The organism is Pseudoduganella sp. GW821-FHT11H04 (assembly GCF_058807935.1).
The window spans coordinates 1-20602 of sequence record NZ_JBXARE010000029.1 but is presented as its reverse complement, the minus strand read 5'-3'; the positions used below and the strand labels follow the sequence as shown (position 1 = coordinate 20602).

Sequence of the window (20602 nt, the reverse complement as noted above, 5' to 3'; positions counted from 1 at the left end):
ACCAGTGTGAAAGTAGGTTATCGTCAGGCTCTTATTTGAAAGCCCGCTAGGCATGTGCCAGCGGGCTTTTTGCTTTTGTGGCGCACGATTGACACGTTCAACTTGTTCTTTCCGCTACAATGTCCCCTCAAGAAAATTGCCGAGGGGCAACCGTGGACGAGACGATTGAGCGCACCGAGAGCTTGCCAAAGCTTTCTGGATTAGTGGCTGCAGCAACCGTGCTGACGGCATGCGGCGGGGGAGGCGGAGGTACTAGCACCTCCCCGCAAGAACCACCCGTCACCCAGCCAACTGAAACTGTTTCGTCCATCCAGGCTTCGCGCTTCCTGGCGCAGGCATCGATGGGAGCAACGCGCGACGGCATCGCGCGCGTTCAGGCCATTGGCTACAGCTCCTGGCTGGACGAACAGATGGCGATGGCCGCCTCGCAAACGCGCTGGGACTGGCTGGTGTCCAAAGGCTTCAACGCGATCGAGAACAAAAACAGCCAGGCCGGCATTGATGCCGCAGTGTGGCGCAAACTTCTTTCATCCCCCGATACGCTGCGACAACGCGTGACATTGGCGCTATCGGAAATCGTGGTCGCTTCGCTGGATGGTTTCACCGGTTCGTGGAGTAACTTCACCGGCGCGGCCTACATGGACATCCTGGAGGCGAACGCCTTCGGAAATTACCGCACCTTGCTTCAGCAGATCACGCTGTCGGTTTCGATGGGCGAGTACCTGACTTATCGCCGCAACGCCAAGGCAAATCCCACAACTGGCGCCATGCCGGACGAGAACTATGCGCGCGAGATCCTGCAGCTGTTCACGATTGGCTTGCTGAAGCTGAATGCTGATGGCACGCCAACTGCGCAAGAGACCTATGTTCAGGCTGACATTTCCGGCCTGGCGCGCGTGTTCACAGGCTGGGACCAGGATCTCGCAGGCGGCACCACCGATACGCCGGACTATAAAAAGCGTCCGATGACGCAGGTGGCGAGCAGGTACGAGACTGGTGAAAAAGTCTTCCTGGGCACCACGATTGCGGCGGGGACCGATGCGACTGCATGCCTTAACAAGGCGCTCGACGCGATATTCGCGCACCAGAATGTCGCACCTTTCATTTCGCGGCAACTGATCCAGCGCCTGGTGACCAGCAATCCTGCACCAGCCTACGTTGGGCGTGTAGCGGCGGTGTTCAACAATAACGGCAACGGCGTCAAAGGCGACTTGAAGGCTGTCGTCAAAGCGATCCTGCTCGACCCGGAAGCCCGCACCGCTGCAGGCACAACGTCCACCACCTTTGGCAAAGTACGCGAACCTATCCTGCGTTTTGCTGCATGGGCGCGCGCCTTCAATGCCGCATCGCCAACCGATGCCTGGGGCGTCGGCAACACGACCGACCCGTCGACGCGATTGGGACAAAGCCCTCTGCGTTCGCCGAGCGTATTCAATTTCTTCCGGCCCGGTTATGTGCCGCCGGCGCTTGGTGTCGTAGCGCCGGAATTCCAGCTCGTGAACGAGTCGAGCGTGGTTGGTTACGTCAACTACATGCAGAACGCGATCAGCAAAGGCGTGGGCGATGTGAAGGCGGATTATGCAGCGCTGCTGCCAATGGCGGACACGGTCCCGGCGCTGGTCGATGAGATCAACCTGGTGCTGGCGGCGGGCCAGCTGGGAACGGACTCAGTCACCCTGATTCGCAATGCTGTCGCCGGCATGGCTACCGGCACCGATGCTGCGCGTGCAAACCGTGTCTATGCTGCCTTGACGCTGGTGATGGCGTCTCCCGAATTCATTGTCCTGAAATAAGGCCCCCATCATGACGAACCAAGCATCGCGCCGCGCCTTCCTGAAACGCGCCTCCGCTCTTGGCGTGGCCGGCGTAGCCGCACCCTGGGCAATCAACCTGCTGTCGATCGCCGAAGCTGCCGCCGCCACTGCCACTGATTACAAGGCGCTGGTTTGCGTTTTCCTCTACGGCGGGAATGATTACGCCAACACGCTGATTCCTTACGATACGCCGAACTATACGCTTTACCAGCAGTTCCGTCCTACACTGGCTTATGCCCGCGACGCGCTGACCGCAACCGCACTCGCGCCTGCGACACCTGTGATCGATTCGGCCGGCGCATCGCGCCAATACGCACTGGCGCCGGAACTGGCGCCGCTGCTGCCGATCTTTAACGCGGGCCATTTGGGCGTGATGATGAATGTGGGGCCGCTGGTGCAGCCGACCACCAAGGCGCAGTACACGGCGAAATCCGTACCGCTCCCGCCCAAGCTGTTCTCCCACAATGACCAGCAATCGATCTGGCAATCCTCCGCACCGGAAGGCGCGCTGTCGGGTTGGGGCGGAAGGCTGGGCGACTTGTTCGAAGCCGGTAACGGCAATGCCACCTTCACTTGCGTGAACGTGTCGGGCAACGCGGTCTTCATGATGGGCAAAACAGCGGTGCAATACCAAGTGTCGGCGAACGGTTCGATGCAGTTCTCCGGCCTGAAGTCACCGTTGTTTGGCTCCTCCGCGGCCACTGACGCACTGCGTACGCTAATCACGCAGCAGCGCCCGCACTCACTGGAAAACGAATACAACCGCATCAGCAGGCGTTCTATCGATGCTAATGCGGCGCTGACGGCTGCGTTCGCGACAGCACCTGCCATCAACACGCCATTCCCAGCCGCCAATTCGCTGGGCGATCAGTTGAAGATGGTGGCGCGCATGATTTCTGTAGGCGGCAACCTTGGCGCCAAGCGCCAGGTATTCTTCGTGTCTATGGGCGGCTTTGATACGCACGACAACCTGACCACCACCCATCCGGCGTTGTTGACCAAGCTGGCCAACGCCATGTCGGCTTTCTACCAGGCGACTGTGGAACTGGGCGTAGCCGACAAGGTGACTGCGTTCACGGCATCGGACTTTGGCCGCACCCTTGTGGCCAACAACGACGGCTCCGACCACGGCTGGGGAAGCATGCATTTCATGGTGGGCGATGCGGTTAAAGGCCAGCAGCTGTATGGCACCGCGCCGGTGGTCGCCAATAATGGCGCAGACGATGTCGGCCAGGGCCGCCTTCTGCCAAGTACTTCGGTGGACCAGTACGCGGCCACGCTGGGCAAATGGTTGGGGGCATCGGACAGCGATTTACTGACGCTGCTTCCCAACCTTGCCAACTACAGCACGCGTAACCTCGGCTTCCTGTAAAACTCAGCGCAGCAGCGCGGTGAGGATAGGCTGGCAGGCGTCTGCCAGTCGATCCAGGCTGGCTTCGCGCAAGGCCGAAGTGTCGACTATGTATTGCGTATCCAGGCCAGCCCAGCGCAGCAGTGCCTGGCCAGCTTCTGGATGGTCGAACAGTCCATGCAGGTAGGTGCCCATGACTTGCCCATCCTCCGAGAGCGCACCTTCGGCGCGGCCATCGATACGGAATGCGGGCTGCGCCAAGGCGGCGCCGCTGGAAACACCCATGTGGATTTCATAGCCGCTGACTGCCGCTTCGGCAAAGGCGCAACTGCCGCTTACCTGCTCCAGGTGTTTTTCCTGTGTAAGGATGGTCGCCATTGGCAGAAGGCCGAGGCCTTGTTCGGCTCCCGCGTGGCCTTCGACTCCGTGCGGATCGTCAACGCATTCGCCCAACATCTGGAAGCCGCCGCAGATACCGATTACTTTTCCGCCGTAGCGCAAGTGGCGCTCGATGGCTTGCGGCCAGCCACCTTCCTTCAATGCCGCCAGGTCGGCGCGTGTGTTCTTGCTTCCCGGTAGGATGATCAGGTCGGCCGGTGGGATCGCTTCCCCCTTGCGCACGAAACGCAGATCGACGTCGGGATGCGCGCGCAGCGCATCGAAGTCGGTGTGGTTGCTCATGCGCGGCAGGCTTGGCACGATTACGCGGAACGCGCCGCGCTGTTCCTGCGACGGCTGCACCGCGTCTTCAGCGTCGAGGTAAAGGCCATGTAAGTAAGGCACGACCGCCAGTACCGGCTTGCCGGTCTGCGTTTCCAGCCAGTCCAGGCCTGGCTCCAATAGTTTGATATCACCGCGGAAGCGGTTGATGACGAAGCCAATGATGCGATTGCGTTCGCTCTCGGACAGGCAGGATAAGGTGCCGACGATGTGGGCGAACACGCCGCCACGGTCAATATCGGCGCACAGTATCACCGGGCAGTCGACCGCTTCGGCAAAACCCATATTGGCAATGTCGCGGTCGCGCAAGTTGATCTCGGCCGGGCTGCCGGCGCCTTCCACGACCACGGTGTCATATTGAGCCAGCAAGCGCTCGTGCGATTCGAGTACTGCACCCATCGCGACTGTCTTGTACCGGTGGTAGTCGCGCGCGTTCATATCGCCGCGCACCTTGCCGTGGATGATGACCTGGGCGCCGATATCGCTGCTCGGCTTGAGCAGGACAGGATTCATGTCGGTATGCGCGGGAACGCCGGCGGCAATTGCTTGTAACGCCTGGGCGCGGCCGATCTCGCCGCCGTCGATGGTGACGGCGCTATTGAGCGCCATGTTTTGCGGCTTGAAAGGGGCTACACGCACTCCTGCGCGCTTGAGAAGGCGGCACAGCGCCGCGACGATCGTGCTCTTGCCGGCATCGGAGGTGGTGCCCTGAACCATCAGGGTGCGATAGGGAAAATTCATTTTGCAGGGCGGTGCTTGCGGGCTTCGTCGAGTTTTTCGCAGAGTACGGCGGTGCCGGCAATCATGCGGGGGCCGGCGCGGTTCATCAGGTTGCCGTCGATGGTGAATAGATTGTCCTGGCGCGTTGCCTTCAGCGTTTTGTAGGGACGCCAGAGGTTGACGCCGCCGTAGTCTTTTTCGGCTGTAGCGAAGACTGCCTCCGGATCGGCTTCCAGGACGGCTTCCACGCTCACTACTGGCGCGGTCACTTTCTGGTCGGCGAAGATATTCTGGCCGCCGCAGACCTTCATTGCGTCGGCGACGATGTGTTCACCATTCAGCGTGTAGAGCGGCTTGTCCCACACCTGGTAGAAGATACGCACCGGGGAGCGCGTCGAGTATTGCGCGCGAAGGGCGGCCAGCTTCTGGCGAAGGTCCTGGGCGGCCGCGTTGGCGGCGGCCTCGGTGCCGAGCAGCTTGCCCATTTTTTCCAGGTTGTCCGCTATCTGGTCCAGTTTTTTAGGCTCGCTGTGGAACATCGGAATGCCGAGCTGGCGCAGCTGCTCGATCTGCCTTTCGGAGGTGCCATGGCGCCAGATCACCAGCAGGTCCGGCTTCATGGCCAGCACGCGTTCCATGTCGACCTGGCGGTTATCTCCGACGCGAGGAACCTGTTTTGCAGCTTCAGGGTAGTCGCTGTAGGTTACGGCGCCGACGATTTTTTCTCCACCGCCGGCTGCGAACAGCAATTCGGTAACGTGCGGCGCCAGGGAAATCACGCGTTGCGCTGGCTTTTGCAGGGTGACTGGCTTGCCGTCGTCGTCATTGACCGTAATGGCGGCGTGGGCGTGGATATGTGCCGCAAAGAGGGCAGGGATCAGCAAATACTTTTTCATTGGTCGCTCCATTCATTCAATGCCAGTTCGAGGCGCTGCCAGCCTGCTTCGTCGGGTGGCAGACCCAGACGGATGCCGCGTGCGGCCTCCCGGAACAGGCGCACCCAGATTCCGCGGCGCGCCATATGATCGTGAAATTCTTCCGCGCGCGGCTCGGGCCACCACTGGAATAGCGACGTTCCGTGGCTGGAGATGCCGCGGTCGGCAAGCATATCGTGCAAGCGCTTGCCGGCAGCGTACAGGCTTTCCTGTGTCGCTTGCTGCCAGGCGCTGTCCTCCAGCGCGGTGCATGCCACTTGCTGCGCAGGGCCGCTGACGGCCCATGGACCAAGCATGTCCGCCAAGGGCCGGAGTATTTCATCATGCGCTGCCACGAAGCCAAGGCGCAAGCCGGCCAGGCCGAAGAACTTACCCACGGAGCGCAGTACGACCAGGCCAGGCGAATGCGCGGCATCGGCGACGCAATGCGCACCATCGGTGTCGGCGAATGCTTCGTCAACCACCAGCCAGCCGCCGCGCGCTGCAAGCTCATTGGCCCACTCCAGCAAGGTGGCGCGTGGCACGTAAGCGCCGGTTGGATTGTTTGGATTGCAGACGACCACTACGTCGGCCTGGGTGACTGCTGCATCGAGTTCGCTATACGGCACGGCGCTTGTGCGGTGGCCATGCTGCGACCAATGGTGCAGGTGCTCGGCATAGCTTGGGCTGGCGACGACCACACGCGATGGAGGACGCAGGCGAGGCAGCGCCTGGATTGCCGCTTGCGTTCCGGCGACGGCCAGCATGCGCGGGGCGCGGTAGTAGCGCTGCGCGGCTTCTTCCAGGGCGGGATCGTGTTCGGGCAGGCGGTGCCAGGCGTCTGGCGTGAGCGAGGGCGCGGGATAACCGTTTGGATTGAGCCCGGTGGACAGGTCGAGCCAGTCGTTGCGGCCGTAGCGCTGCGTCGCTTCGCGTAGTTTGCCGCCGTGTTCAAGCATGGTGTACTCCGTAGGCGATGGCCAGCATTGCAGCCAGCCAAAGCCAGGTGGTGTTGCGGACCAGACGCCAGGCGCGCGGGATGTCGGCGGCCAATGCCGGGGCGCCAGCACCAAGCGGTGGACGTTGTTCGATTTCGCCGCCATAAGTGGCGGCTCCGCCCAGCTCCAGACCGAGTGCCCCGGCACCGCTGGACATGACAGGACCGGCATTGGGGCTGGTCCAGGCCGGGGCTTGCCTGCGCCAGCAGTCTAGTGCGCGGCGAGTGCTGGCGGCGCCTGGCGCCAGCAGGGCGTAACTGATCGCGGTCAGGCGGGCAGGAAGGTAATTAAGTGCGTCGTCGATGCGTGCGGCGCTGCGGCCGAACAGGTTGAATCGCTCGCTGCGGTATCCCCACATGGCATCCAGCGTATTAGCAAGGCGGAAGAGCAGGGCGCCCGGCCCGCCTGCGATGGCGAACCAGAATAGTGTGCCGAAGACGGCGTCGTTGCCGTTTTCCAGCATCGATTCCGTTGCTGCTTTCGCGAGATCGGATTCGGTGGCGTGTTCGGTGTCGCGGCTGACGATGCGTGCAGTCAGGGCGCGTGCGGTGGGCAGGTCACCGCTAAGCAGCGCGCGGCCGATGGGAAGCATGTGGTCGCGCAGACTGCGCAAGCCGATACAGAAATAGAGGAGGGTGGCGTGCAGCGTAACTTGCACCGCCATCGGCATTGGGCGGGCGCAGAGCCATGCGGCCAAGAAGACAGGGGGCAGCACGGCAAGCGCCCACGCGAAGAGGCCGCGTGCAATGCGCAGGGAAGGCGCGGCGGCGGCCCGGTTCAGGCGGGTTTCGATTGCACTGGCAAGGCGGCCGAAGCCAACCAGCGGATGGAAACGCGATGTTTCGCCCAGCAGCGCGTCGAGCAGGACACCGGCCAGCAGGGCGGCGGCGAAAACGCTCCAGTCGATATTCGCCGGCATCAGGCGCCTTTCAGTACCAGCGGCAAGCCTGCTGCAACAAAGACGACACGTTCGCAAGCAGCGGCAACGGCCTGGTTCAGGCGACCCGCTTCGTCAGCATAGCAGCGCGAGACGGCGCCCCACGGCACGATGCCCATGCCGACTTCATTCGACACCAGGGCGACATCGCCGCGGTCGGTGGCCAGTTCGGCGAGCAGGGCGGCGCGTTCCTCGTGGAAGCGCTCAGGCAGTTCGATAGCGCCGACATCCGGGTATTCCCGGCCGTCACTGAATAACAGGTTGCACAGCCACAGGGTCAGGCAGTCGACCAGCACCACACGCTGCGGCGAGCGCCATTCGGCTAGCGCGGCGGCAAGCGCAATGGGTTCTTCGACGGTGCGCCAGTGCGAGGGACGCTGCGCGCGATGGTGGGCGATGCGCTCAGCCATCTCAGCATCGCCTGCGGCGCCGGTCGCAATATAGATCACCTCTTTACCGGAATCGGCAGCGAGTTTTTCCGCATGGGCGCTTTTGCCGGAACGTGCGCCGCCCAGGAATAATGTGCGTGTCATGCTGCGCTCCGCGAGAACATGGCCGCTACGGCAGCGGGATTGGATGGGAAGTAGCCGTGGAAGTAGGATGCTTGGAGCGATCCTACTCGGTAGAGGTTTTCGCCTGGCGCGCCGCTTGGGTTCTTTTGCGTGGTGACTGCAGCAGCTTGTGAAGTCTCCAGGCGCGAGTAATGGAAGGTGTGGCCGCGCAGGGGACCGTGATCGGTTGGCATGGCTTGTGCTCCCAGGCCGGCCAAGCGCGCCTGCATAACAACCTTCCCGGGCAACAGCGCTGCCATCGGCCAGTCCTTGCCTTCCTTATCTTGCAGGGATTCAGCAAGCGCCATCATGCCGCCGCATTCAGCCACGATCGGAATACCGTCGGCGTGCGCGGTGCGCAAGGAGGCTTGCCAGCGCTGGCCGGCGGACAAGGCGGGGGCGTGTAGTTCCGGATAACCGCCGGGCATGTAGATTGCCGTTGTCGCAGGAGGTACCGGCTCGTCGGCCAGCGGGGAGAAATATTCCAGTTGCGCGCCCAGCGCTTCCAGCGTCGCCAGGTTCGCAGGGTAGAGGAACATGAAGGCTGCATCGCGCGCAATGGCGATCCGCGTGCCGGCGAGCGGCAGGTCTTTCGCCACGCTGCTGGAGCCTGCGGGCGCCGCACCAAAGTCTGCGGCGGGCAGCGCATCCCACGCCGCGAGGTCGAGCGTGAGTTGCTCGGCCAGCTTGTCGAGCAATTCATCGAGTCCCGCGACTTCATCCGGCAGCACCAGGCCAAGGTGGCGCTCGGGCAGCGATGCGGCCTGCTTGGGAAGAGTCCCCAGCAAGGGAATGTCGCGCAATGACGCCGCCACCATGGCCGCATGCCCTGGGCTGGCGATACGATTGGCCACCACGCCCGCCATGTCGACCGGACCGTAGTCGCGCAGGCCATGCACCAGTGCGCCCGCAGTCTGCGCCATCGCGCCGGCATCGATCACGGCCAGTACTGGCAAGCCAAACTCGCGCGACAAGTCGGCGGCGGAAGGTGTGCCGTCGTACAAACCCATGACGCCTTCGACCAGGATGGCATCGGCTTGCTCGGCCGCTTCGGCAAGCAAGGCGCGGCAACGTTCGGCGCCCACCATCCACAAGTCGAGCGATTCGACTGGCGCGCCACAAGCGCGCGCCAATACCATCGGGTCGATAAAGTCTGGTCCGCATTTGAACACGCGAACGCGGCGTCCCGCGCGCACCAGTTTGCGCGCCAGGGCGGCGGTGACCGTGGTCTTGCCCTGGCCGGAAGACGCTGCGGCAATCAGGACGGCGCGGGCTACCATTCCGTGCCCGGCTGCGCCGCGATGCCAGCCTTGAAGGCGTGCTTCACCACGGTCATTTCAGTGACTGTATCCGCCACTTCGATCAGTTCAGGCGGGGCTGCACGGCCGGTGACCACGGCGTGCTGCATTTCCGGACGGTCTAGCAGGTCGGCGATCACGTCATGCACGTCGAGGTATTGGTATTTGAGGGCGATATTCAGTTCATCCAGCACCACCATGCCGTAGGATGGATCGCGCAGGAAGGCGCGTGCCTGCTCCCAGGCTTGCTGCGCTTTCTCGATATCGCGCTCGCGATTCTGGGTTTCCCAGGTATAGCCTTCGCCCATGGCGTGGAAGCTGCATTCGTCGGGAAAACGTCGCAGGAACATTTCCTCTCCAGTCGACATGGCGCCTTTGATGAACTGCACCACCCCCACTTTCATGCCATGCCCCATGGCGCGCATGGCCATGCCGAAGCCGCTCGAGCTTTTGCCCTTGCCATTGCCGGTGTTGATGATCAGGACGCCGATATTCTTGTCGGCCGCCGCAATCTTGGCGTCGATGATGGCCTTCTTGCGCGCCATCCGGTCGCGGTGGCGTTCATTAATGTCGCTCATGCAGGAAAACTCCCGGGAATGAAGATGGTGCGTTCGCCGTGACGAACGATTTCGATAGGATGGTCAAGGTATTCGGAGAGCACCGTCGGCTGCATCACTTCTTCGACGGGACCGGCCAGCCAGCGGCCGTCCCCCATCAGCAGCAGGGCATGCGAAGACACGCTGTGCGCCAGGGTCAGGTCATGCCCCACCATCACAACGGTTTTGTGCTGTTCGCGGCATAGCTTGGCCAGCAGTGACATTACGCTGACCTGGTGCGCCAGGTCCAAGGCATTGGCTGGTTCATCGAGCAACAGCAGCGGCGTATCTTGCGCCAGCATTGCGGCAATCGCCACGCGCTGGCGTTCGCCGCCGGACAAGGTGCGCACGTCGCGTTCGGCCAGGTGCTCTACTTCCATCGCAGCCAGCGCTGCAATGGCAGCGTGGTGGTCGTCGCTGTTTTCCCAATAACGGTTGTCGTGGTAGGGGTGGCGTGCCGAGAGCACGGTTTCGATCACGGAATACGAGAACGCATCGCTGCGGGCCTGGGCCAGGAAGGCGCGCTTGAGCGCCAGTTCCTGCAGTGGCCACTCGCCCAAGGCGCGGCGATCGATGCTGACATGGCCGGCTTCCGGCTGGCGCAAACCGGCCAGGGTGCGCAGCAAGGTGCTCTTTCCAGCCCCGTTGCGGCCGATGACGCTCCAGCATTCGCCGTCGCCCACCTGCCAATCCAGCTGGTCGACCAGTGTGCGCTTGCCCATGGCAAGGCGCAGTTGATGGGTGGCGATCATATTACTTCCTCAGGCGGTGCAGTTGATATAGGAAGACAGGCGTGCCGACCAATGCCGTCACCACGCCGGCCGGCAGCTGCTGCGGCGCGATGATGGTGCGCGCCACCGTGTCGGCCAGCACCAGGTAGGCGCCGCCAACCAGCGCTGCGCTTGGCACCAGCAAACGATGGTCGGGGCCGAATGCGAAGCGGCAGGCATGCGGCACGATCAGGCCGACAAAGCCGATACTGCCTGCAGTGGTCACGGCGCTGGCGGTTAACAGGCCGGAGCAGAAGAACAGGCCCTTGCGCAGCGCGCTCACCGGTATGCCCAGCGTTGCCGCCGCTTCGGCATGCAATGCCATGACATTGAGCGAACGGGCCGCGCGCAAGGCGAAGGCCAGGCCGCCCGCCAGCACGATCCACGGCAACCAGCGCAGCGGGGAGCCTGCCAGGTCGCCGATCAGCCAGAACACCATGGTGCGTAGGCGGCTTTCCGGGGCAATCGACAGCATCAGCGTTACCAGTGCGACGCAGGCGGAAGAAAGAATCACGCCGGTCAGCAGTAGCAGGGCGGTGCCGCCCTCCGCAGCCGTGCCGCCGCGCAGGTCGCGGCGAGCCAGGAAGTACAGCATCATCGACACCACCACCGCACCTGCGAAGGAGGCCGCATCGACTATCCAGGCGGCGCACATGAACAGCAGCGCAGCCAGCGCACCGACCGATGCCCCGGAGGAGATGCCTAATACATAAGGATCGGCCAGGGGATTGCGCAGTAAGGCTTGCATCATCACGCCCGCCAGCGATAGCGAAGCGCCGGTGACAAAGGCCGTGGCGGCGCGTTCGAGGCGCAGTCCAAGCAAATGGCTTGGCAGGGAGTTTGGCTGCCCGCTGATCACCTCGCGCAGTGCGCCCGGCATGTCGGCCAATGGGATGCTGACCGAGCCGATCATGCCGGCCGCCACAAGGCTGGCCAAGGACAACAGCACCAGCAGGACGATGACGGTAACGGCGCGCAGGCGCAGATTGGCGGATAGTGGATGCATAGCAGGCAGCTTATCTCATTTATTTGTAGCTATAGCGCAGGCCGGCGTACACCGAGGAGCCAGCGGTGCTGTAATTGCGCGCCAGTTCATAGTGCTTGCCGGCGACATTGTTCCAGCGCAGGGTGGCAGTCCACGACGGGGTGAAATCCCATGCCGCGTACAGGTTCAGCAAACCGTAGCCGCCCAAGCGGTTGCGGTTGGCCGCATCGTCGAAGCGGAAGCTGGAAATCTGCCATTCGGCACCGGAGCTCAGGCTGCCCGCAGTATATTCCAGTGCGACGTTGCCGTGGCGTTTGGCGCGGCGCACCAGCTGCTTTCCGGTACTGTCGTCTTGCGCATTTTGCAGGTCGGCGCTGGCCGACAGCGCGAACGAATTACCCAGTTGCTGGCGCGCTGAGAGGGAAATACCCTCCAGCGTGGCGTGGTTGACGTTGTAGGCGCAGCCCTGGCGGAAGCCAGGCACTGGGCATGGGGTGGTATTTACCAGCAGGTTGCTCAGGCGGTTGCGATAGGCGACGGCGCCCAGCATGGTGCCGTTTTGTTCGAAGTGCAGGCCGATCTCGCTGTTGCGGCCTTGTTCCGGACGGTTGCCTGGCAGTCCGTAGCCTGGGTAGTACAGCTCATTGAAAGTGGGTGCCCGGAAGCTGGTGCCGTAGCTGGCGTTCAGGCGCAGCGCCGGCGTGAAGCGGTAGCCGTAACCCAGGGAGCCGGTGCTCCTGGAGCCATATTGCGAGCTGTCGTCATTTCGTGCCGCGGCGGCCAACAGGTGGTCGCCGCGCTTCATGTTGTAGCTCGCAGCCAGGGAAGTAGTGCGGCGCTCGCGCACCAGGGCCGCGGTATTGGACTCCACTTCTTCCTTGCGGTGTTCCGCCAGCAGTTGCAGGGTATCCGGGCCAAATGCGATGTCGTTCTGCCAGCTGTATTGCGTTTGCTTTGTGTTGATCTGGCTGGCGATGGAGGTAAAGCTGCCGGATTTGTCGCGCGATTGCGCCGCCTGCGTCGTCATTTGCCAGTTGCGGTTCATGCGATTGCGGGAGTACAGGGCGATGGTGTCCAGCTTTTGGGTGCTCCACGCGCGCACGGTGGCGCCGCTGTCGAAATCAGACTGCTGGTCGCTATGCAGGAACATTGCGCCCAGCCCGTGGCCCGGCGCGATTTGCCAGGACAATTGGCCGTTAGCGTGCTTGCGGTCGTAACCGTCGTCGTCCTTGTTGTAGCTGGCGCTGCCCGGCAGGGTTGCGGAGAAGCCGTCGGCGCGCTCTTGGCCCGCGCTGAGCGAGTAGCTGACGGCGCCGGCACTGCCGGAGATGCCTGCAGTGCCGGCACGCATGCCGTAGCTGCCGGCCAGCAGACTGGCATCCAGTGCCAGGCTGCCCTGGCCTTTTTTGGTGAAGATCTGGACTACGCCGCCAATGGCGTCGGCGCCGTAAAGCGTGCTTAATGGGCCGTACACCACTTCGATATGGTCAATCGCGCCCATGGGGATTGCGTTCCATGCGGCGGCGCCGCTGGTGGCCGAGCCGATTCGCACGCCATCGACCAGAACGAGCACCTGGTTGCCGTTCGAGCCGCGCAGGAATACGACCGCATTGGTGCCAGGGCCGCCGTTGCGCGTGACTTCGATGCCGCGCTGGCGCTGCAGGAGTTCGGTAATGGATCCGGCGCCGCTGCGGACGATTTCGTCCGCGCCAATGCTTAGCGAATCGCTGATGATGTCGCGCGCAGCTTGCGGCGTACGGGTAGCGGTGACGAGAACGGCATTCAGCGCGGGAGCCTCGGCTTGAGCCTGGACGGCAGGTGCGGCAACGGCCAATGCCAGCGACGCGAGGGCCGCTTGCCTGGTGGCGGGAGAAATCATGACAACTTTCGTAACTAGCCGCCGGCCCACGTCCCCGTAAGCCGGCATGAACAGGAACGGGCGCAGGGCGCGTTCCCACCTGGTCTGGCCGGTATCCGGGCTGGCAAGTCTGGCGGCCTGGCCTTCCCATGCGTTTGCACAGTGGCTAAGAGGTCGCTGCCGCACATTGAAGGCGGCACTTGCTTACCGTTGCGGGGGCAGCACACGTTGGCTGTGATGAACAGCGCCGTGTTTCCCGTTTAACTGCGTTCGAGAATTCGAATGCGAGCACCAAAACCCCGTCATTATACGGACTTGGCGGGCCAGGACAAGCGAAGGGCTTCGCAGTACTTGATCTGGTTTGGCTTTGCGGCGGCCTGTTGCAGCGGTTCGCCGGCGGCGATGGCGGCCATCAGGCGCATGGTGCCGGCGTGGCAGACGATGACGGCGTCGTGCTGCAATTGGTCGAGGAAGGATTGCACGCGGGCGGCAACTTCGCGCACGGTTTCGCCGCCGCCGGGGCGGTAGTCCAGCAGGTTGGCAGCCCAGGCGTCTACCTCTTCATGCGGAATGTCGGACCAGGGGCGAAGCTCCCAGGCGCCGAAATCCATTTCCACCAGGCGGGCGTCAGTCGTGAAATCGCCCAGCATGGAGGCTAGCGCGGTGCAGCGCCTTAAAGGGCTTGAATAGAGCCGCGCTCCGGCGGCCAGCGCCGGTGCAATTTGCGTCGCCAGCGCTGCGTGGCCGTCGGCGAGCGCCGTCGCCAGGGCGGGAATATCGCTGCTGCCGTAGCAGACGCCTGCCGCCACTTCCGGTTGCGGGTGGCGGATGAGAATCAGTTCCACGCGCAGGCCAGTGCGCCAATGTAGAACACGGCTTCCGTCAACTGCTGCACGGCGCCCAGGCAATCGCCGGTATAGCCGCCCAGCCGCTGCTGGAATTTGCGTGCAAGCCAGAATGTCGCCAACAGCATGCAGCCCAGGCCAGCCGCCAGTGCGATGGCCGGAATCCAGCCTGCGGCCACCACGGCGGCGGCAGGCAGGGCGGCCGTCAGGGCGGCGATGAGGAATTCACCACTGCCCATTTCCTGCGCCAGCGGCTTGGCCTTGCCTTCGGCGCGTGCGTATTCCATGCGCCAGATCAGCGAGCAGGCCATGAGGCGCGAGAGCGGGTGCGCTGCCAGCAGCGCGCCCAGCACGGCCATCTTCGGCAGGCTGGCCAGCGTTGCGACTTTGGTCGCCAGCATCAAGCCGATGCCGATCGCGCCGTAAGCGCCGATGCGCGAATCCTTCATGATTTCCAGCACGCGCTCGCGCGTGTGGCCGCCCCCCAGGCCGTCGCAGCTATCTGCGAATCCATCTTCATGGAAGGCGCCGGTGGCGTAGATGCCGGCGGCAGTGGATAGCAGCACGGCAACCGCCGGCGGCAGCACCAGCGCCGCCGCCGCGTATACGGAACCCGCAATCGCCGCCACCACCAGGCCAACGGCAGGGAAGTAGCGCGATGCGTGGTGCAGCCAGTCCGGCTCAAAGCCCACCCAGCGCGGGATGGGCAGCCGTGTGAAGAACTGCAGTGCGATGAAAAACAGGCGCAGCTGCTGCATGGGCGCTTACTCGGACTTCTCGCTGACCTGGGCCGACTCGAAAGTGGCCATCTGGTTCAGGAAGTTGACAGCGGCGTGCAGCAGCGGCACGGCCAGCGCGGCGCCGGTGCCTTCGCCCAGGCGCAGGCCCAGGTTCAGCAGCGGACGGCCGCCCAGGAAGTCCAGCATGCGTTTGTGGCCATTTTCGTCGGAGCAGTGCGAGAACACGCAGTAATCCAAGACGGCCGGCTGCACGCGGGACGCTACCAGCAGGGCGCTGGTGACGATAAACCCGTCGATCAGCAGCACCATGCGGCGTTCAGCCGCCTTCAGTATCGCGCCGACCATCATGGCGATTTCCAAGCCGCCGAAAGTGGCCAGTGCCTGCAGGCCGCCCTGGGCATCCGCATGCAGCGCCATTGCCGCTTCGATTACGCGCTGCTTGTGCAGCACACCCTCGGGGGCCAGGCCGGTGCCGGCGCCGACGCAATCGGCCACCGGAATGCCGGTCAGGCGGTGCATCAGGGCCGCAGCGGCCGTGGTATTACCAATGCCCATCTCGCCGAAGCCCAGCACATTGCCCGGCAGTTCGGCCACCAGGTCCATGCCGCATTCGATCGCCTCCATGCACTGCTGTACCGACATGGCCGGCTGCTGCGCAAAATTGGCGGTGCCAGGGGCGATCTTGCGGTTGACCAGGCCTTCGCGCTGGCCGAATTCGTGTTTGACCCCCGCATCCACCACCTTCAGCAGGCAGCCGTTCTGGCGCGCAAAGACATTGATCGCCGCGCCGCCGGCCAGGAAGTTCTCGACCATCTGCCAGGTCACGTCCTGCGGGAAGGCGGAAATGCCTTCGGCCACAACGCCATGGTCGCCAGCAAACACCAGGATGGCTGGATCGCGCACTTCCGGCCTGGTCGTGTTCTGGATCATGCCGACCTTGTGCGCGAGGGGCTCCAGGGCGCCCAGGCTGCCAAGAGGCTTGGTCTTGTTATTGATTGCGCGGTCCAGCTGTGCCGCGAGCGATTCGTCTTTGAGCTGGGGGATGTGTGGGATAGTCATCGCGGAATTATAATGCCCGTATGCGGATACTTATCATTGAAGACAATAAGGATATTGTCGCCAACCTGTTCGGCTTCCTCGAGCCGAAGGGCTATGTGCTGGATACCGCTGCCAATGGCTATGGCGGGCTGGCGCTGGCCACCGAGCATGAATACGACGCCGTTGTGCTGGACGTGATGCTGCCCGGCCTGAACGGCCTTGAGTTGTGCCGCAAGCTGCGCGGGGAGCTCGGCAAGTCCACCCCGGTGCTGATGTTGACCGCCCGCGACACCCTGGAGGACAAAGTGGCCGGCTTTGAAAGCGGCGCCGACGACTACCTGGTCAAGCCATTCTCCCTGGTGGAGCTGGAAATCCGCCTGCGCGCGCTGATACGCCGCGCCCGTGGAGTGCAGGCCAAGGCCCCGGTACTGCAATTCGGCGACCTTACCTTCGATACTGTTAACTATGAAGCGCGCCGTGCCGGCCGTCCGCTCTCCCTGACCCGCACCGGCTACACCATCCTTAAAAGCCTGATGAAGGAAGCGCCGCATATTGTCACGCGCGATGCCCTGGAACACGAGGTGTGGGGCGATGAACGTCCGGACAGCGATGCGCTGCGCACCCATATCCACGCGCTGCGCCAGGCCCTCGACAAGCCGTATCCATTTGCCATGCTGCGCACGATCCCGGGGATCGGCTACAAGTTGGTGAACTCCGATGAAGAAAGCTGATTCCCTGCGCCGCCGGATCGTTGTCGCTTACATGACGTTCGCGGTTGCCGTATCCGCGGTGTTTTCCGTCATTGCAGCGCTTGCGGTGGAAGGCATCGAGGGGAAACTGGTTGATGAACGCCTGCGAAACGTAGCCGAATGGGCCGCACCGCGCCACGCCGGCGGCATGCCGGTACAGATGCCGGCCGGCCTCACTTTCCACCATGGCGGGGATATTCCGCGCTCGCTGCGCGGTCTTCCGCACGGCGTGGTCGATATCTCGGTGGACGGAACTGACCTGCACGTGTATGCGGGCCGCGACGAAAAAGGCGAATACGTGGTGGTGGACCACGCCAGCGAATACGACAAGATCGAGATCGTGGTCTATTCGATGTTCGCCGCCGGCTTCCTGGCCTTTGTCGCCTGCTCACTGATACTGGCGCGCTTTCTGGCCAACCGCATTGTCAATCCGATTACGGCATTGTCGCAGGCAGTCGAGGAGCGCCATGAGGCTTTGCCCTGCCTGGAGCGCAGCGACGAATTGGGGACTTTGGCCCGAGCCTTCGCCGGCCGCACGGGGGAACTCAAGCAATTCCTCGATCGCGAACGCTTCTTCACCGGCGACGTAAGCCACGAATTGCGCACGCCGCTAACCGTGATCAGCGGCGCGGCTGAACTCCTGATGGCGCAGACCGAAGGCGAAGCTGGATTGCACGCACCGGCTGAGCGTATCTATCGTGCTGCGCGCGAAGCGAGCGATGTCGCCAGCGTGCTGCTACGGCTGGCCCGTACGCCGCAAGGCGAGGATGCGCCCCAGCAGTCGGCGGCCGAACTGGCGCAATATGAAATCGTGCGCTGTCAGCCGCTGGTGGCCGACAAGCCGGTCGCACTGCGCTACCAGGGCGGCGCCGATTTCGCGGTGCGCGGTCCACGTGAACTGTTGCAAGCAGCCATCGGCAACCTGCTGCGCAATGCTTGCGCTTACACGGAGCAGGGCGAAGTCGTTCTGAGGCTAGAGGCCCATTCGATCGTTGTAGAAGATACCGGCCCCGGCCTGCCGCCGGCCGCCCTGGCGCGCTTGCGCGGCGAGGCCATGCCTGATGGCGACGGCGCTTCGTCCGGCAGCGGCCTTGGCTTGGGGCTGGTCCAGCGCATTTGCACTTACCTCGGTGCTGAGTTGCAAGTTAAGCAACGTGTTGCTGGCGGCACCCGTTTTGATATTTCCTTCCCTGATTTAACGCAATCTTAACGCCGGCTTTACATGGCCTTTACTTGCGGGAAGCTATTGTGCCAGGATGAAACTGCCACAAATTCGCTCATCCTTCCTCCCGCTCGCAGCTGCTTCCTTCCTGGTCCTGATCTATAACATCAGTTTTTGGAAAAGCTTCATGGCCGCCACCGGCGGGTTCCGTGCATCCAACCTGCTGGTCTATCTCGGCTCAGCTTTGCTGCTTGTACTGATATTCAGCGGCATCCTGGCGCTGGTGAACTTCCGCCGCGTATTCAAACCTGTGGTGATAGCGCTGCTGCTGCTATCGTCGATGACAGCCTACTTCATGTCCCAATACGGCATCGTGATCGACGCTTCGATGGTGCAGAACGTGGTGGAAACCGACGTGCGTGAAGCCGGCGAACTTTTCAGCTGGAAGATGGTGCAATCGGTCGTGCTGTTTGGCCTGATCCCATCCTGGCTGGTCTGGCGCCTGCCGGTGAGATATGGCTCGCTGCGGCGCGAAGTGCTGTTGAATATCGGCCTGGTCGCCGGTTCGCTGCTGCTGGCCACCGGCCTTCTTTTCCTGCTATTTAAAACGTTGGCCCCGGCCGTGCGCGAACATCGCGAGCTGCGCTTCATGCTGACGCCGACCAATGTATTCCAGGCTACGAACAGCTATCTCAAACAAAAATGGGCGACGCCGACCGTGGTCGTGCCGTTCGGCACCGATGCCGCCAAGGGGGGCTTGTGGGCCGCAGCGGGCAACAAGCAGCATACCGTGACCATCATTGTGGTCGGCGAAACCGCGCGCGCCATGAACTTCTCGCTCAATGGCTATGAACGCATCACGAACCCACGCCTGTCGCAAGAGCGCTCGCTGGTCAATTTCAGCAATGTGAGCTCGTGCGGCACGGCGACGGCGATTTCCGTGCCTTGCGTATTTTCCGACCTGACCCGCGATGCTTATTCGGAAGATAAGGCGCGCAGCAAGGAAGGGCTGCTCGATGTGCTCAAGCACGCGGGCCTGGAAGTGATCTGGCGCGATAACAATTCCGGGTGCAAGGGTGTGTGCGACCGCGTGCGCTTTGAAGACATGTCCAAGCCGATCGCCGGCAACCCGCTGTGCAATACCGAAGAATGCTTCGATGAGCACCTGCTCGAAGGCCTGCCGGAGATGATCCGCAATGCCGACAAGGACCTGGTCATTGTATTGCACCAGAAAGGCAGCCATGGCCCGGCCTACTGGAAACGCTATCCGGCCGAATTCAACAAGTTTGGCCCTGTTTGCAAAACCAATGAGCTGGAGCAGTGCACCCGAGAGTCGATCACGGCGGCTTACGACAACACTATCCTGTACACCGACTACTTCCTCGACAAGACGATCAAGGTACTGAAAGATTCCGGCGTGCCGGCCTCCATGCTGTACTTCTCCGACCATGGCGAATCGCTGGGCGAAAAGAATATGTACCTGCATGGCGCGCCATATATCTTCGCGCCGGAAGAGCAGCGCAAGGTGCCGATGATGCTGTGGATGTCGGACAGCTTCAGCCAGCGCTTCCGCGTTGACCGCAGTTGCCTGGCGGCGCGCAGCAGCCAGGAGTTTTCGCACGATAACGTATTCCATTCCACGCTTGGCATGCTGAACGTGAATACGGCTGTCTACAACCCGAAACTCGACCTGTTCCAGGCGTGTATCCATGATGCGTAATTTTCGCTGGTTCTTGCTGGCGCTGGCTGCGTCGGCTGGGCTGATTCTTTGGATTGGCCAGTTCACCGATTTCGACTTGCGCCTGGCCGACATGGCGTTCGATCGTGCGCGCCGCGAATTCCCTATGCAGCACGCATGGTTTGCCGAGCAGTTCAATCACGTGATTATGAAAGGTGTGCTGACTTGCCTGGCATCCGCAGCGGTGGTCATGGCGGTATGGGATGCTTGGCGCCCGCACGTGAATTGGGCGCCTTCACGCAGGCTTGGTGTGCGGGTCCTTGGTCTGTCGGCCGTTACCGTGCCGGTGGCAATCAGCCTCCTGAAGCGCGCAAGCACCTCGCACTGCCCGTGGGATATCGATCGTTACGGCGGCAATGCGCCTTATGTGCGTCTCTTGGAATTAATGCCGCACGGAGTGGATGCGGGTCATTGCCTGCCGGGCGGGCATGCGTCCAGCGCACTATGGCTGATCGCCTTGGCGGCATTCTGGCTGCCGGAGCAGCCGCGCAAGGCCTGGGCTGTCGGAGTACTGGCCATGGTATTCGCCCTTGGCGTCGGATTTATCCAGCAAATGCGCGGCGCCCACTTCCTTACCCATACCCTCTGGTCGGCCTGGATCGCATGCGCAATCGTATTGGCGAATTATCTACTTGCAAAACGCCAGTTATTTGGCTATAGTTCTGTCCCTCGCAACGCAATACTGTCAAAACAGTAAGCGAAACGAGAAAAAGAGGGGGTTGACGAGTTGCACGCTGTACCGCATAATCTCGCTTCTCTGCTGCTGACGAACACAACGCTTCGTCGACAAAACAAAGCAGCGATCTTTAAAAATCAAC

The 20602-nt window shown here is 62.6% G+C and carries 19 protein-coding genes and 1 riboswitch; of the genes, 6 read left to right on the top strand and 13 right to left on the bottom strand.

Features of this window, described 5'->3' with window-relative positions; genetic code table 11:
• The first annotated feature begins 152 nt into the window (after window positions 1–152).
• On the top strand, window positions 153–1793 hold the full coding sequence (locus AC1RTP_RS28470) for a DUF1800 domain-containing protein (RefSeq protein WP_498612016.1): 1641 nt from the start codon (window positions 153–155) through the stop codon (window positions 1791–1793).
• A 10-nt stretch (window positions 1794–1803) separates the two neighbouring features.
• Complete coding sequence (locus AC1RTP_RS28465; protein WP_498612015.1) at window positions 1804–3186, top strand: DUF1501 domain-containing protein; 1383 nt, start codon at window positions 1804–1806, stop codon at window positions 3184–3186.
• Between the two features lie 3 nt (window positions 3187–3189).
• Here AC1RTP_RS28465 and AC1RTP_RS28460 read toward each other — a convergent pair whose 3' ends face one another.
• From AC1RTP_RS28460 to cobT, 13 genes are all read right to left on the bottom strand, one after another.
• Complete coding sequence (locus tag AC1RTP_RS28460; RefSeq protein WP_498612014.1) at window positions 3190–4626, bottom strand: cobyric acid synthase; 1437 nt, start codon at window positions 4624–4626, stop codon at window positions 3190–3192.
• Window positions 4623–5501 carry a cobalamin-binding protein gene (locus AC1RTP_RS28455; RefSeq protein WP_498612013.1) on the bottom strand — a complete coding sequence of 293 codons (879 nt, stop codon included), beginning with the start codon at window positions 5499–5501 and terminating at the stop codon, window positions 4623–4625. The genes AC1RTP_RS28460 and AC1RTP_RS28455 overlap by 4 nt, the downstream gene beginning before the upstream one ends.
• A complete protein-coding gene (gene cobD, locus AC1RTP_RS28450) occupies window positions 5498–6478 on the bottom strand; it encodes a threonine-phosphate decarboxylase CobD (RefSeq protein WP_498612012.1) in 981 nt (326 codons plus the stop codon). Before cobD ends, AC1RTP_RS28455 begins: the two co-directional genes overlap by 4 nt.
• Window positions 6471–7436, bottom strand: coding sequence for an adenosylcobinamide-phosphate synthase CbiB (gene cbiB / locus AC1RTP_RS28445; protein ID WP_498612011.1), 966 nt, complete (start codon window positions 7434–7436; stop codon window positions 6471–6473). The genes cobD and cbiB overlap by 8 nt, the downstream gene beginning before the upstream one ends.
• On the bottom strand, window positions 7436–7987 hold the full coding sequence (cobU, locus tag AC1RTP_RS28440) for a bifunctional adenosylcobinamide kinase/adenosylcobinamide-phosphate guanylyltransferase (protein WP_498612010.1): 552 nt from the start codon (window positions 7985–7987) through the stop codon (window positions 7436–7438). The genes cbiB and cobU overlap by 1 nt, the downstream gene beginning before the upstream one ends.
• Window positions 7984–9285, bottom strand: coding sequence for a cobyrinic acid a,c-diamide synthase CobB (locus tag AC1RTP_RS28435; RefSeq protein ID WP_498612009.1), 1302 nt, complete (start codon window positions 9283–9285; stop codon window positions 7984–7986). The genes cobU and AC1RTP_RS28435 overlap by 4 nt, the downstream gene beginning before the upstream one ends.
• Window positions 9279–9881: a cob(I)yrinic acid a,c-diamide adenosyltransferase gene (gene cobO / locus AC1RTP_RS28430; RefSeq protein WP_498612008.1), complete on the bottom strand. Its 603-nt coding sequence runs from the start codon at window positions 9879–9881 to the stop codon at window positions 9279–9281. Before cobO ends, AC1RTP_RS28435 begins: the two co-directional genes overlap by 7 nt.
• Entirely contained in the window at window positions 9878–10651 is a 774-nt protein-coding gene (locus AC1RTP_RS28425; RefSeq protein ID WP_498612007.1) for an ABC transporter ATP-binding protein, read from the bottom strand. The genes cobO and AC1RTP_RS28425 overlap by 4 nt, the downstream gene beginning before the upstream one ends.
• A gap of 1 nt (window position 10652) precedes the next feature.
• The gene (locus tag AC1RTP_RS28420; RefSeq protein ID WP_498612006.1) at window positions 10653–11675 is read right to left on the bottom strand and encodes a FecCD family ABC transporter permease; all 1023 of its coding nucleotides are present in this window, start codon (window positions 11673–11675) and stop codon (window positions 10653–10655) included.
• A gap of 19 nt (window positions 11676–11694) precedes the next feature.
• Complete coding sequence (locus tag AC1RTP_RS28415) at window positions 11695–13533, bottom strand: TonB-dependent receptor domain-containing protein (protein WP_498612005.1); 1839 nt, start codon at window positions 13531–13533, stop codon at window positions 11695–11697.
• A gap of 69 nt (window positions 13534–13602) precedes the next feature.
• A riboswitch (cobalamin riboswitch) is annotated at window positions 13603–13823 on the bottom strand.
• Window positions 13818–14357 carry a histidine phosphatase family protein gene (locus AC1RTP_RS28410; RefSeq protein WP_498612004.1) on the bottom strand — a complete coding sequence of 180 codons (540 nt, stop codon included), beginning with the start codon at window positions 14355–14357 and terminating at the stop codon, window positions 13818–13820. (Overlaps the previous riboswitch by 6 nt.)
• Window positions 14348–15115: an adenosylcobinamide-GDP ribazoletransferase gene (locus AC1RTP_RS28405; RefSeq protein ID WP_498612003.1), complete on the bottom strand. Its 768-nt coding sequence runs from the start codon at window positions 15113–15115 to the stop codon at window positions 14348–14350. The genes AC1RTP_RS28410 and AC1RTP_RS28405 overlap by 10 nt, the downstream gene beginning before the upstream one ends.
• A 6-nt stretch (window positions 15116–15121) precedes the next feature.
• Window positions 15122–16156, bottom strand: a complete 1035-nt coding sequence (cobT, locus tag AC1RTP_RS28400; protein WP_498612002.1) for a nicotinate-nucleotide--dimethylbenzimidazole phosphoribosyltransferase — start codon at window positions 16154–16156, stop codon at window positions 15122–15124.
• A gap of 20 nt (window positions 16157–16176) precedes the next feature.
• On the opposite strand from cobT, the gene AC1RTP_RS28395 reads away from it, so the two are divergent.
• Genes AC1RTP_RS28395 through AC1RTP_RS28380 form a run of 4 tightly spaced genes read left to right on the top strand, consistent with a single transcriptional unit; the run spans window position 16177 to window position 20481 of the window.
• Window positions 16177–16866, top strand: coding sequence for a response regulator transcription factor (locus AC1RTP_RS28395; protein ID WP_498612001.1), 690 nt, complete (start codon window positions 16177–16179; stop codon window positions 16864–16866).
• Window positions 16853–18094, top strand: a complete 1242-nt coding sequence (locus tag AC1RTP_RS28390; RefSeq protein WP_498612000.1) for a sensor histidine kinase — start codon at window positions 16853–16855, stop codon at window positions 18092–18094. Before AC1RTP_RS28395 ends, AC1RTP_RS28390 begins: the two co-directional genes overlap by 14 nt.
• Before the next feature lie 46 nt (window positions 18095–18140).
• Window positions 18141–19766: a phosphoethanolamine transferase gene (locus AC1RTP_RS28385; protein WP_498611999.1), complete on the top strand. Its 1626-nt coding sequence runs from the start codon at window positions 18141–18143 to the stop codon at window positions 19764–19766.
• Window positions 19756–20481, top strand: coding sequence for a phosphatase PAP2 family protein (locus AC1RTP_RS28380; protein WP_498611998.1), 726 nt, complete (start codon window positions 19756–19758; stop codon window positions 20479–20481). Before AC1RTP_RS28385 ends, AC1RTP_RS28380 begins: the two co-directional genes overlap by 11 nt.
• Window positions 20482–20602: the final 121 nt, after the last annotated feature.